12 protein-coding genes are annotated in these 12,215 nt (G+C 48.1%); 3 read left to right on the top strand and 9 right to left on the bottom strand.

The features are described from left to right. Positions 1-51: 51 nt before the first annotated feature. Positions 52-1,086 carry an LPP20 family lipoprotein gene (locus tag FIM25_RS03875; RefSeq protein WP_139446503.1) on the bottom strand — a complete coding sequence of 345 codons (1,035 nt, stop codon included), beginning with the start codon at positions 1,084-1,086 and terminating at the stop codon, positions 52-54. A gap of 60 nt (positions 1,087-1,146) precedes the next feature. Beyond that, positions 1,147-1,761: a penicillin-binding protein activator LpoB gene (locus tag FIM25_RS03870; protein WP_139446501.1), complete on the bottom strand. Its 615-nt coding sequence runs from the start codon at positions 1,759-1,761 to the stop codon at positions 1,147-1,149. Positions 1,762-2,151: 390 nt separating this feature from the next. Between FIM25_RS03870 and FIM25_RS03865 the strand changes: the two genes are divergently transcribed. Both FIM25_RS03865 and FIM25_RS03860 read left to right on the top strand, forming a co-directional pair. Beyond that, positions 2,152-3,231, top strand: coding sequence for a type IV pilus twitching motility protein PilT (locus FIM25_RS03865; RefSeq protein WP_139446499.1), 1,080 nt, complete (start codon positions 2,152-2,154; stop codon positions 3,229-3,231). Beyond that, positions 3,218-4,285 (top strand): type IV pilus twitching motility protein PilT, encoded by a 1,068-nt coding sequence (locus FIM25_RS03860; RefSeq protein WP_139446497.1) that lies wholly within the window; start codon positions 3,218-3,220, stop codon positions 4,283-4,285. The genes FIM25_RS03865 and FIM25_RS03860 overlap by 14 nt, the downstream gene beginning before the upstream one ends. A gap of 19 nt (positions 4,286-4,304) precedes the next feature. Here the strand turns inward: FIM25_RS03860 and FIM25_RS03855 are convergent, their stop codons facing one another. The 7 genes from FIM25_RS03855 to FIM25_RS03825 all read right to left on the bottom strand — a co-directional run bounded on the left by FIM25_RS03855 (position 4,305) and on the right by FIM25_RS03825 (position 10,806). Beyond that, entirely contained in the window at positions 4,305-5,591 is a 1,287-nt protein-coding gene (locus FIM25_RS03855; protein ID WP_139446495.1) for a TRAP transporter large permease, read from the bottom strand. A 47-nt stretch (positions 5,592-5,638) separates the two neighbouring features. Next, complete coding sequence (locus FIM25_RS03850) at positions 5,639-6,202, bottom strand: TRAP transporter small permease (RefSeq protein WP_139446493.1); 564 nt, start codon at positions 6,200-6,202, stop codon at positions 5,639-5,641. 157 nt (positions 6,203-6,359) lie between these two features. Continuing rightward, positions 6,360-7,415: a TRAP transporter substrate-binding protein gene (locus FIM25_RS03845; protein WP_139446491.1), complete on the bottom strand. Its 1,056-nt coding sequence runs from the start codon at positions 7,413-7,415 to the stop codon at positions 6,360-6,362. Positions 7,416-7,696: 281 nt separating this feature from the next. Further along, the gene (locus tag FIM25_RS03840; RefSeq protein WP_139446489.1) at positions 7,697-7,936 is read right to left on the bottom strand and encodes a hypothetical protein; all 240 of its coding nucleotides are present in this window, start codon (positions 7,934-7,936) and stop codon (positions 7,697-7,699) included. Positions 7,937-7,991: 55 nt separating this feature from the next. Beyond that, on the bottom strand, positions 7,992-9,311 hold the full coding sequence (gene mtaB / locus FIM25_RS03835) for a tRNA (N(6)-L-threonylcarbamoyladenosine(37)-C(2))-methylthiotransferase MtaB (protein ID WP_139446487.1): 1,320 nt from the start codon (positions 9,309-9,311) through the stop codon (positions 7,992-7,994). 29 nt (positions 9,312-9,340) lie between these two features. After that, positions 9,341-10,378 (bottom strand): tRNA 2-thiouridine(34) synthase MnmA, encoded by a 1,038-nt coding sequence (mnmA, locus tag FIM25_RS03830; RefSeq protein ID WP_139446485.1) that lies wholly within the window; start codon positions 10,376-10,378, stop codon positions 9,341-9,343. Continuing rightward, on the bottom strand, positions 10,375-10,806 hold the full coding sequence (locus FIM25_RS03825; RefSeq protein WP_139446482.1) for an NIL domain-containing protein: 432 nt from the start codon (positions 10,804-10,806) through the stop codon (positions 10,375-10,377). Before FIM25_RS03825 ends, mnmA begins: the two co-directional genes overlap by 4 nt. Positions 10,807-11,288: 482 nt before the next feature. Here FIM25_RS03825 and FIM25_RS03820 point away from each other — a divergent pair, with 482 nt between their 5' ends. Beyond that, positions 11,289-12,197, top strand: a complete 909-nt coding sequence (locus FIM25_RS03820) for an SDR family oxidoreductase (RefSeq protein ID WP_139446480.1) — start codon at positions 11,289-11,291, stop codon at positions 12,195-12,197. The last annotated feature ends 18 nt before the right edge of the window (positions 12,198-12,215 follow it).

Raw genomic sequence — 12,215 nt, 5'->3', positions numbered from 1 at the left:
AAAAAATGTGTGTCGTGTGCTGTGTCTGTTTTTCCACAAAAGCCTGAAGCTTTAAATGTTTTGAAAAAGTCCCGCAGCAAGGATATCGGCAAGTTTACGGGCCATATCTTCAACGGCTTTGTTTGATGCAATGGCTGCATCACTGGAAGAGGATCTCCCTGATTCCTGCAGGGCATAGAGAATTCTTCCCTGGGGATTTTTTACCTGTCCCCTGGCCTGACTGACCACATGGTGAAGCTGGTTGCGCTGTACAGGAGTCATGGTAATGGAAAGGGAAATGAGAAGGTCAGGATTCTGATCATGGATGTTAAATCCCATGCTGGTAAGTGTTTGCGCCAGAATGCCTTTCATTTGTATGGCATCGTCGTTTTCCGGTTCCAGACGTATGGTGAGGCTGGCAAGGAGATCCTGAATTTCTGTCTGCAATGCATCAACCTGCCTGCTGTTTTTCCGCTCACTTATTTTCTGGCCTGCGGAGAGAAAGTTGAGCTGATGTATAAGGTGACGGCGTTCTTCCAGTTCTTTGAGGCTGGGAAAGATATGGCGGATGCGGCTGAGGGTAGTGCCGCTGCCTGTACCTCGCTGAAGGAGTTTATCCTCTATATCTTCCAGGGCAAAAATCAGTTCACTTTCCGTTTTTGCCCGGTTCATGCGTGCCAGAGCCCATACTTCAGTTTCAGAAGGATTGACCCATGTTTCGGTAATTTCCATGCCGGTCATTTCTATTTCTTCAACTCTGGAGCTGGTCTGCTGCTGTACAATTTTCTGGATGCTGGTAAAGCGGCTTTCATCTCCTTCGGCACGGACACTGGTCTGCATATCGCCACTGACCGTTACACGTAGTTGGGATAAAAGATCCACCCGGGCGGATTCATGGGCCCTCTGTATGGCGGTACGGGTATTGCCATAGGTTTCGACACTGCCAACACCAAAGATATAGCCTGCATGACGGGGGGGGGCCGTTGTCCATCCCGGTCTGGAATTTTCTGAACTCTGACTGGTTTTTACGCCAGTGCCGGATCCCATACAGGCGCTGAAAAGAAAAATTACAGAAATGAGTAAGAAAATATTTTTGTGTCTGAACATTTCAGGATCTCCTTTTTGGGATCTTTCCAGAGGCTCCGTATCCGCTGCAGGCTTGATTGATTAAAAACGAAGGCGGCTTTTCTGTTGGAATTTTTGAATTTTTTTCTGCCCTGTCCAGACCTCACGGTTGGTGGTCATGTCTATAAGGGTAAGGTCTATCTGGTAGCTGGTGACACGGCGACCATCCAGCTGGTCCACAAAGGAATCAATGGAGCCTGACAGGGCAAAGTTGGCACCGGTTTCCTGGGCAAGGGCTGCTGCGGTTTCAGGCGTTGCCTGAAATTCCTGATCCAGTCTTTCATCCCGGATAGCTGAGCGTGTATCTCCACCTGCCACAAAGTCAACCCTCCCGGAACGTATCATGGCCCTGCGGAGGTCATTTACAAAGGTATCCACTGCGATATGTTCGTGGGAACGGTTGCGTATTCCCATTACAAGGACCGTAGGCTGGGGATTTCTTGGATTGCTGCTCTGCCAGCGGGATATCCAGGGAAAGGAGAGCATGTCATTGATCATTTCTTCAGAGACCATGCGTGAGTCTGTTGCGTTCCAGCGGTCCGTAAGGGCAACTTCTTCCGTTGCATCCAGTCTTTGGACGGTTGTTCCGGCACAGCCTGTTAAAATTAGTACCCATGCGGTAAAAATACACAGAAAGAGTATGTGTTTCTGGAACATGGTAACCTCCTTGATTTTAGGATTATAGTGTTAAATTAAATAAGCTTTTTTTCCAAGTATTTCAGTATCAGAACCTGATAATTGAAAATGTTTTACTGATAAAGCAATGGAAAAAATATTTTATGCATTATTGGTTTTTTAAATTTGTAAATTATCATCGTTTAAAAGTCAATTCGCATCAGTTTTTTTTTTGTATTTTACAATAACAGGTACATTGCTTTGCCTGGTTTTTATCCTTGACTCAAATTCAGAAAAAACAGTATTATTTTAATATTGTATATTTAAAAAAGTATGAAGGACGTTTTAAAATTCTGTAGCCGCAGAAAGGGGTGTTTTCCATCTGTGCCTTTTACGCGGTTTTTTAATGATACCCAAGCATGGGAGGAAAACATGGCTACCCTTCATAAGCTGTTCAAGGCTGCCGTAGATTATAAGGCATCGGATATCCATGTGGCACCCGGAGAGCCTTTTATGATCCGGCGGCTGGGCAAATTGCAGAAATTGAAAGCTTCACCGCTTACGGCACAGCAGAGCAGCAGTATTATTTTTGAGGTGTTGAACGGAGAACAGCAGGCGAAGCTTGAGGCAGAGCAGCAGCTGGATTTTGCCCTTGATGTGGAAAATCTTGGCCGTTTCCGGGGAAGTGCGATGTATCATAATAATGGAATTTCTGCAGCGTTTCGGGTTATTCCGCCTGAAATCCCCAGTCTGGACTCTCTGGGTATGCCCGATATAGTAAAAAAGGTGCTGGATAACCATCAGGGGCTTATCCTTGTTACAGGGGCCACAGGTCATGGTAAATCCACCACACTGGCTGCCATGGTGGATTACATCAACAGTACCCGAAGTCATCACATTCTCACGGTGGAAGATCCCATTGAATTTATTTATCCCATTAAAAAAAGTGTGGTCAACCAGCGTGAGCTGGCCCGGGATACGGGAAGTTATGCTAACGCCCTGAAAGGGGCGCTGCGTCAGGACCCGGACGTTATTGTGATAGGTGAACTCAGGGATCTGGAGACCATTTCTCTTGCTATATCTGCATCGGAAACAGGCCATCTGGTTATAGGTACCCTTTCCACTTCCAGTGCGGCCAAAACCATTGACAGGATCATTGATTCCTATCCACCCAATGAGCAGAGTCAGATTCGGGCCACCTTAAGTGAATCTTTCAAGGCAGTTATCACCCAGCGGCTGATTCCGGCCAAGGATGGGAAATCCATGGTGATGGCCCTGGAAATTCTTATCGGAACCCTCCCCCTGACAAATCTGATCAAAGATGCCAAAACCTTTCAGATTCCATCCATCATGCAGACGGGCAGATCCGTTGGAATGATGATTATGGATGATTCCATCATGGCTCTGCTCAATGCCGGAAAAATCACAGCCGCTGAAGCCTGTGCCAATGCCCTTAATCCTGGTAGATTTCAACCCTTAGCGGACAGGGAGAATGCCAATGGCGATCATTGATGCCTATTTTAAGAAAATGAAGGAGCGGGGTGGCAGCGATCTTCATATGAGCGTTGGTTTTCCGCCTCTGATTCGCTTTCGCGGAGAACTGCTGCCCCTTGATGAGCCTGTTTTGACTCCAGAATCCAACCGAAGGATTCTTACGGAAATCATGCCACCGGATAAGCTCGCCCATCTGGATGAAACCCTGGATTGTGACATGGCCTATGCTCTGGAAGATGTTGGCAGGTTCCGGTGTAATTTCTTTTTTCAGAATCGGGGCATCGGTGGGGTTTTTCGTATCATTCCTACGGAGATCATGACCCTGGAGCAGCTGAATCTGCCACCTGTAATGCGTAGCATTGCAGAGTTTCGTAAAGGTCTGGTACTGGTCACGGGGCCTACGGGAAGTGGTAAATCCACAACACTGGCTGCAATAATAGATTATATAAACAACACCCGTGATGCCCATATTATTACCATTGAAGATCCTCTGGAGTTTGTACATCCCAATAAAAAATGTCTTTTCACCCAGCGTGAGATAGGTACCCATGCCAGAAGCTTTGCCGATGCCCTGCGGGTGGCAAGCCGTGAAAATCCCGATGTGATTCTTGTGGGGGAGATGCGGGATCTGGAGACCATTTCTCTGGCACTGACCTGTGTGGAACTGGGGATTCTTGTGTTCGGGACCCTGCATACCAACAGTGCGGCCAAGACCATTGACAGGATCATCAATGCCTTTCCCTCGGATCAGCAGGCCCAGACCCGTACCATGCTGGCCGATGCCTTAAGTGCCGTGGTGGCCCAGCAGCTTCTGAAAACCAGAGACGGGAAGGGCCGCTGTGCTGCCAATGAGGTACTTCTGGGTTCGCCAGCTTTGGCCAGCATCATCCGGGACGGTAAAATTGCCCAGATCAGTTCCATTATCCAGACGGGCAGCACAAGGGGAATGCAGACCATGGATCAGCATTTGGCCCAGATGGTCAAGGATAAGCGTATTACAAGGGAAGCTGCCTATGAAAAGGCCATAGATAAAAAGCTCTTTGCATCCAGGGAAGAGGACGAAGACCTTTAAATTGAAACAGTTGAAATGTTTATTTATTAAAAGCCATATCCCTTAGGAAAAGGGCAATCTGTGGAAAGGCAACGATGAGAACACCCACAAGAATCAGAATGAAAATAAAGGGAGGGGTTCCCCGGATGACTTCCCAGTAGGGGCGTTTAAAGATGGCTATGGCTGTAAAAATATCGCAGCCAAAGGGTGGTGTGGCAGATCCTATGGCAACCATAAGGGTAATGAGAACACCCACCAGTACGGGGTCAAGCCCTGCATTGGCAACAGCAGGAGAAAAAATGGGTGTCAGAATAAGGATCACCACAATGGGATCCACAAACATGCAGGCAATGAAAAAAGCAAGGGCAATGGCAAACATGACCATATGGGGTCCGGCTTCGTTCACACCGATATTTGCCAGCAGGGTTTGGGGTATGTGGGCAAAGGATAAAATCCATGAGAAACCGTTCCCTACGGCTACCAGAATAAATACTACAGCTGTGATCAGTCCCGTTGATTTTGCTATCTTAAAAAGATCCGGCAGAAAAAGTGTGCGGAAAATAAGAAACTCCAGAATGATTGCGTAGAGAACACAGACAGCAGCCGCTTCCGTAGGGCTGAAAATACCGCCGTAGATACCACCGACAATAATAAAGGGAAATCCTAAGGGCCACAGGGCTTCTTTTACGGCAAGTCCCCGTTCTTTCCAGGTGGATCTGGGTTCTGTGGGGACTTTTTTGATGATTGCGTAAATCATACAGTATACTGAAAAAAGAAGGAGAATCAGAAGGCCTGGGCCTATGCCGGCAATGAAAAGTTCTCCAATGGAAGTTCCTGATATGATACCGTAAAGAATCAGGCCGATGCTGGGGGGAATGAGAAAAGCAATGTCACTGGAGTTGATTATGAGGGCCAGTGTGAAGGAATCTTTGTAGCCTGCTTCCAGCATTCTGGGGCGCAGGGGGGAGCCGATGGCCACAACGGTAGCCTGGGTGGAGCCGGAAACAGCACCAAAAAGCGTGCATGAGGCTGCTGTGCTGACGGCCAGTCCGCCCTTGATATGTCCGATAAAGGCCATGACCAGATTCACAAGGCGCTCTGATGATTGCCCCCTTGTCATGATTTCCGCAGCAAAAATAAACATGGGTACGGCAATGAGGGCCGTAGGTCTGATACCTCCCATGAGCTGCTGTATGAGGATATTCATCTGGGAAAAACCATCAAAGGTCATATAAAAGCCTGCAATGGCACCAACAATGAGGGGAATCATCATTGGAAAACCCAGAATCAGTAGTACAACCATGATGGTCAGCATAATGGCTGTCATGGATATTTCCTTTCAGGCTTCAGCTCTGAAGAATTGTGCTGTTGTTTTTATTGAGAATCAGTATCTGTGTAGCAGTCTTCTACGTTCACAGCCAGATAGGCTTTTTTCGAAACGGCATTTTTCAGGGCTGTCAGTGCATACTGAATACCTGTGATGGTAAAACCCAAGGGTACCCACAGATAAATAAAGTAGAGGGGAAAGCCCATGGTGGGCAGCACTCTTCCCGTATTGTAGACACTGGAAATATAGCCAATGGAAAAATAAGCCAGAAAAAACATGACGGAAGATGTGAATGAAGCAATGAAAATCATCAGTATTCTGCGCAGATTGACGGGCAGAATATCGTAAAATGCGGACATGCGTATATGGCGGCCATGGCGGGCTGCATAACCGATGCCTGCAAAGGTAATCATAACAATGAGAATGCGGTTAACTTCTTCGGAGAAGAAAAGGCTTTCTCCGAAGAAAAAACGGCCAATGACATTGGATACGGTATTGAGAACCATCAGAAGCACACTGGTACCCAGAATAAAGGCTTCAATATGGTTCATCCAGCGGTCAATCTGCCCGGGTATTCCCGAAAGACCCGGTTTTTCTTTTTTTTTAGCCATATGTAATGTCCCTGTGGGAGATGGGAGAAAATTAAGCCCCCGTTCCTGTGTCAGACGGCATGGTGAAACAAGGTGGTGTTCAAGAAAAAAAACATGATCCCTGTTGTCAGGGGCACCCTTAAGGGGTGCCCGCCGCTTGCAGGCACAAGACCTGGGTTTAAACCTCTCCAGCCATCACATTTTCCAGATCTTTTTTGAACTGATCCAGAAGCTTTTCGCCACGCTCTCCGGTCATTTCAATGAAACGCTTTTCCACCTGCTCAGCCCTGTCCCTGAAAACCTGCCGCTCTTCTGCAGTCAGTCTTGTCACTGTGACATCTTTTTTTGCTTCCAGGATTTTTTCCAGCATGGCATCGCCAAGTCCTGGAATATATTCTGTGATGTAGTCAAAGGCATAGGCTGCTGCATTGCGGATCAGCTGCTGATCTTCTTCGGACAGTCCGTTGAAGAAATTCTGGTTGGCCATAAGTGCCGTTGTAAACCAGCCATGGCCTGTGAAGGTCAGGTTAGGTGATACCTCGTACAGGCCACCGGACTGAATCCAGAAGATGGGATTTTCCTGGCCCTGAATGATGTTGGTCTGCAGTGCTCCGTATACTTCTCCCCAGGGCAGAGGAGTGGGGGTGGCACCAAAGGCCCGGTAGGTTTCAGCCAGCAGGGGGTTGGTCATGGTGCGGATGTTTTTTCCCCGAAAATCTTCAGGCGAACGTACGGGGGTGTCTGCCGTGACCACCATTTCACCTTCCGGATACATGGAAAGCAGCTCCAGGCCCTGTTCGGCATAAAGCTCAGAAAACATCTCATTGATGGCTACACTGGTGCGGAAGAAACGGATGACATCCTCATCTCCTGTGGGCATCAGGTAGGGGATGAAAAAAATCTGGGCTTCGGGAATAAGGGAGCCGGTGAATCCCGGAGACTGATTGACAAAGTTCAGAATACCCGCCTGGGTCTGTTCCATGATGTCATCGGATTCACCCAGTTCACCAAAACGGAAAATCTGAAGGGTATGATTGGAGTTCTGTTCAATATATTCTTTGAATTTATGGGCATAGACATCCTGAACATCTCCTTCAAATTCCTCATGGGCGTAGCGCCATGTGGCACCTTTTTTTTCTTCTGCTTCCGGTGCTTCATTGCTGCTTTTACAACTGAAAATTGTAAGGGATAATGCGGCAATGAGGATCAGTCCTGTTAATTTTTTAAAAGTCATGCGGATTCTCCTGATTTTGTATGTAACGGTATCATCGTTACAAGGTTATTGACAGATATCCTTGCATAACCAAAAAGTATAGCACACAATTGAAAAGCAGTAAAACGTTTCCCTTTTTTTCTGTGCACTGGCAATGGTCATACCTGTCAAACAGGTGCATGGCCAGTGTGCATTACATTAAAATAAAACTGACTTGATTGCAGTGTTGTAGTTTTAGAGTAACTGTTCAGCACAATTAATTAGGTGCATAGACAAGCGGACCATTTGTTCGTGACGCAATCTTATTCGGAAGCTTCTTGTCCTGTGCGGAAGCGGCAAAAACTCCCCGCCACAGGCAGGATAAGCTTTTTGATTACCATGGCAGGCTTAAGCACGCTGCCTTTTGGCGGCTCAGACAGTTTGCCGCTTCTTTCGCACAGGCCTGCAAAGCTCTGATCCGAAACGATTGCAATGTCACTCACAAACAGCCCGATTGTCTTTTGCTGGAACCAGTGCTTTGAAATTAATGGATAATCTTGCATAAAAAAATGTGCTGAATAATTACGTTTTAGATAAAGATTTCCAGTTATTTTTTTGTCAGCTAATTTGTCCTTCCAGTCGCCCGTCTTCCCGGATTTTAGTCACTGTAACGGGAATTATCTGGTGCAGAAGACTGTCCGGCCCTTCCATCAGCAGGGTCTGATAATTTCCTGTCAGGCCCTTCAGCCACCCGGTGATTCTGTCCCTGCGTCGTTCAAAAATGACTTCAATGGTGCTGCCCACAAGGTTTTGGGCAAAAAGCAGGCGTTTGTTTTCTCCGGTTTTTCTCAGAAGAGAGCTGCGTTCTTTGGAAATTTCCACTGGAACAGGATGGGGAAAGTCCGCAGCCGGTGTTCCCGGTCTGGGGGAAAAGGGGAAAACATGGAGATAGGTTAAGGGAAGGCTTTCTACCAGTTTCAGGCTTTTTTTAAAAAGGGTCTCTGTTTCACCGGGAAATCCCGTAAGAATATCCGTGCCAATGGCTGCATGGGGCAGTTTATTTCGTATGGCATGGATGCGTTCAGCAAAAAAAGAGCTGTCATAGGGTCTTCCCATGGCCTTGAGAATGGCATCAGCGCCGCTTTGCAGGGGAATATGCAGATGGGGAGCAATTTTGGGATTTTCCGCTAGAAGGGAAATCAGGTTGTCTGTAAGCTCCATGGGTTCCAGAGAGCCAAGGCGCAGCCGCGGACAGGATGGTTCCTCCAGCAGCAGATGCAAAAGATCCTCAAATCTGAGTGCAGGATTGAGATCAGCCCCATACATACCCACATGAATTCCTGTTAGAACGATTTCCTTATAGCCGGCTTTGGTAAGGGTCTTTACCTTTTCAAGTACGCTTTCAGGATTCAGGCTCCTGCTGCGCCCCCTTGCATAGGGTACGATGCAGTAGGTGCAGAAGGAATTGCATCCGTCCTGAATTTTTAAAAAGGCACGGGAACGGCCCGTGTCCCGTGCGGGTGCCGGGATGTCCATGAAAAGAGTTTCCTGGCATGGCTCTGCATTCGGGGAAGAAGGCCAGACAGGAAAAGCTCCGTTTTTATGTTTTTCCAGTAGTTCCGGGATTCTGTGTTTATCCTTGTGGGGGATGACATGATCCACGCCTTCCATGGCTGAAATAAGATTGCCTTCCACCTGGGCGCAGCAACCAGTCACAATGAGAAGGGCTTTTGGATTATGTTCTGCCAGACGCCGGATCTGTTGTCTGGAATGGCTGGCTGCCTTCCCTGTGACGGTGCAGGTGTTGAGAATGACAACTTCAGCATCACGGATTTTAAGGGTTTTATGCCAGCCTCTGCCTTCCAGGCAGGCGGCAATGGCATCGGATTCGTGCTGATTGACCTTGCAGCCCAGGGTCGTGATAAAAAAAGGGGTCATGATGTACTTTCGTTCTCAGAACAGGGATTTTATATTTTTTCCTGAATGAAACCGCCGCCCAGTACCCTGTCCTTATGGTAGAACACTGCCCCTTGTCCCGGAGTGATGGCAGCCTGTGGAGCTGTAAAATGGACAGAGGCCCGGCTGTTGCCCTCAGGAATCAATGTTGCCGGTACATCCTGATGGCGGTACCTTATTTTGACGGTGATCTGAAGGGCAGCAGAAGGAAGGGGCATGAGCCAGTTTATATTATTTACACAGCAGCCCGATGCCATCATTTCTTCCCGAAAACCAACTACAAGATGATTATGGGCCGTATCCAGTGCCAGTACATGATAAGGTGCAGGACCGGGACAGTCCAGCCCACGGCGCTGGCCGATGGTATAGCGGTGCAGGCCCCTGTGGCGTCCAATGACTTTTCCGTCAGTGGTAACAATGGGTCCGGGGAGCGGTTTTATATTCCCTGTTGTTTCAAGAAAATCTGCATATCCTCCATCCGGAAGAAAGCAGATATCTTGGCTTTCCTTTTCAGACAGAGGTTCCAGTTTGAAGATATGGGCTTTCTGCCGCACTTCTTCCTTGGTAAAACTGCCCAGGGGAAAGAGAATATTGTCAAGGCGGTAACGGGGAACCCGTGAAAGAAAATAAGACTGGTCCTTTATCTTGTCCCGTCCCCTGAAAAGACCGGCAAGTCCGTCTTCTGTAGGAAGGATACGGGCATAATGACCTGTAGCCACGGCCATGCAATCCATTTTTTCTGCCACACTCATGAGGGAGCCGAATTTGATGGCAGGATTGCAGATAAGGCAGGGGTTGGGAGTGCGTCCAGCCCTGTATTCTTCTACAAAGTTATCGATGACATGGTTCTGGAAGTCTTTGGAAAAATCCACAATCTCAATCCGGCATCCAAGCCTTTTGCCCAGTTCCTCCATGTCTTTTTCCGGCTTTTTTTTCTGAAAGCCCGTGAGAAAGTGAACGGCACGGATTTTATGTCCTTCTTCCTGAAGAATCCGGGCCGTCACCAGAGAATCTATGCCGCCGCTGACGGCCACCAGAATGTGGCTCATTCAAAAAATTTTTCTGTTTTGGTGGCTGTCACACACATGGCTTTGGTGGGACAGGTAGGCACACAGAGTTCACAGACACTGCATTTTTCCTGATCAAAGACAACGGCCATGTCCGGCCTGTGAACATAAAGGGCGGCCGTAGGACATACGGCGGTGCAGGCGCCACAGTGGGTACATCGGGATTCATCCCTTGTGATTTCCTGTCCGGCATTCTGTACATCAATGCCTTCACTTTCCAGATAGGCAAGACCTTTTCTGAAATTCTCTCTGCTGCCGGAGAGCTCCAGAACCATGAGACCTTCTTTGCGGGGAAGGATCTGGGCATGGAGAATATTGAAGGTCAGTTCAAAGTTACGGGCAAGATTGCAGACCAGTGGTTTCTGGCTGGCTTCTGCAGGAAATCTTAAAATCAGAATTTTGGATTGCAAAGCAGTCTCCTTTTTCGGGTCACTAAGTCAGGCAGGAAAAGTTATTCTGGAGTGGGTGGCTTGTCAAGTAAGGCTTTGTTTTCTGCATATTTTGATGGACTCTTTCTTGACAAAAATGACGGGTTTACCTAATCTCTACAATTTAAAAAAGCAATATTTTTCGTAATCGTTCAGCATAGTTTATTCTGAAATTCCAATGCTGCAATTGCAACAGCTTCGTACTGTTGCAAGGTACCATGGCTGTTTGCAAGTGACATTGCAATCGTTTCGGATCAGGGCAAGAAGCTCCCGAATCCGGCACTCAAGATCCCTAAGCACTTTTGCTCCCGTAAAGGGCTTAAGCCTTTCAGCTTGAGTGCCGGATTGCGTCACAGGCAAAGAGCCTGGGTGTCTGTGCATCTGTCTGGCAGTTATGGTACTTGGAAAATGAAGCTGAACAGTCACTGATTTTTTTTCGATATGTATGAAAAAAGGAGGCCTGTGTGGATCAGGGGAAAAAAAACATTCGTTTTGATAATCAGGTTGTGTTGATAACCGGAGCCGGTGGCGGGCTTGGCCGGGCCTATGCCCTGGAGTTTGCAAGGCGCGGGGCAAAGCTTGTGGTGAACGATATAGGAGCTGCCAGAGACGGGGCAGGTAATTCCGAAGGACCGGCTGCTCTGGTTGTGGAAGAAATCCTTGCCATGGGTGGCGAGGCCATTGCAAATATGGATTCCGTTGCAGATCCCGATGGCGGAGAGGCCATGGTGGCTGCGGCCGTGGGAGAATTCGGACGTCTGGATGTTCTGGTGAACAATGCAGGTAATCTCAGGGATGTGAGCCTTGTAAAAATGCAGCCCCAGGACTGGAATGCCGTTCTTGATGTGCACCTCAAAGGGGCCTTCTGTGTCACGGCACCGGCATTGCGTATCATGAAAAAACAGAATTACGGACGGATTCTTTTTACCACATCCGCAGCAGGTCTTTACGGAAACTTTGGTCAGTCCCACTATGCGGCTGCAAAAATGGGGCTGGTGGGAATGATGCAGTCTGTCTGCATTGAGGGCAGAAAAAATAATATACAGACCAATGCCATTGCCCCCCTTGCTGCATCCCGTATGACAGAAGACCTCCTGCCTCCGGAAGTTCTTGAAAATATGGACCCTGCAACGGTAGCTCCTCTGGTTCTCTGGCTATGTTCCTCTGCCTGCGGGGAAAGCGGAAGTATTTTCAACATGGGCCTTGGCTGCCTCAACCGGGTACAGCTGGTGACGGGCCGGGGTGTCCGCTTTGATCCCAAAAAGGCCATGGCACCCGAGGAATTTGAAAAAATGTGGCCTGAGGTGCTTTCCATGGAGGGAGCTCAAGCATATTCCGACATGAACGCTTTTATTCTAGGGCTTTTTTCATGACCACAACCCATGATCCCA

It is taken from the genome of Desulfobotulus mexicanus, assembly GCF_006175995.1.
Classification (GTDB): Bacteria; Desulfobacterota; Desulfobacteria; order Desulfobacterales; family ASO4-4; genus Desulfobotulus; species Desulfobotulus mexicanus.
The sequence above is the reverse complement of the archived record's forward strand: the minus strand, read 5'-3'. Positions and strand labels throughout refer to the sequence as shown.

Bases quoted from the DNA above. Each gene is read 5' to 3' on its own strand.
- FIM25_RS03870 (WP_139446501.1), bottom strand. From the start codon at position 1,761: ATGTTCCAGAAACACATACTCTTTCTGTGTATTTTTACCGCATGGGTA.
- FIM25_RS03860 (WP_139446497.1), top strand. From the start codon at position 3,218: ATGGCGATCATTGATGCCTATTTTAAGAAAATGAAGGAGCGGGGTGGC.
- FIM25_RS03850 (WP_139446493.1), bottom strand. From the start codon at position 6,202: ATGGCTAAAAAAAAAGAAAAACCGGGTCTTTCGGGAATACCCGGGCAG.
- mnmA (WP_139446485.1), bottom strand. From the start codon at position 10,378: ATGAGCCACATTCTGGTGGCCGTCAGCGGCGGCATAGATTCTCTGGTG.
- FIM25_RS03875 (WP_139446503.1), bottom strand. From the start codon at position 1,086: ATGTTCAGACACAAAAATATTTTCTTACTCATTTCTGTAATTTTTCTT.
- FIM25_RS03865 (WP_139446499.1), top strand. From the start codon at position 2,152: ATGGCTACCCTTCATAAGCTGTTCAAGGCTGCCGTAGATTATAAGGCA.
- mtaB (WP_139446487.1), bottom strand. From the start codon at position 9,311: ATGACCCCTTTTTTTATCACGACCCTGGGCTGCAAGGTCAATCAGCAC.
- FIM25_RS03845 (WP_139446491.1), bottom strand. From the start codon at position 7,415: ATGACTTTTAAAAAATTAACAGGACTGATCCTCATTGCCGCATTATCC.
- FIM25_RS03840 (WP_139446489.1), bottom strand. From the start codon at position 7,936: ATGCAAGATTATCCATTAATTTCAAAGCACTGGTTCCAGCAAAAGACA.
- FIM25_RS03855 (WP_139446495.1), bottom strand. From the start codon at position 5,591: ATGACAGCCATTATGCTGACCATCATGGTTGTACTACTGATTCTGGGT.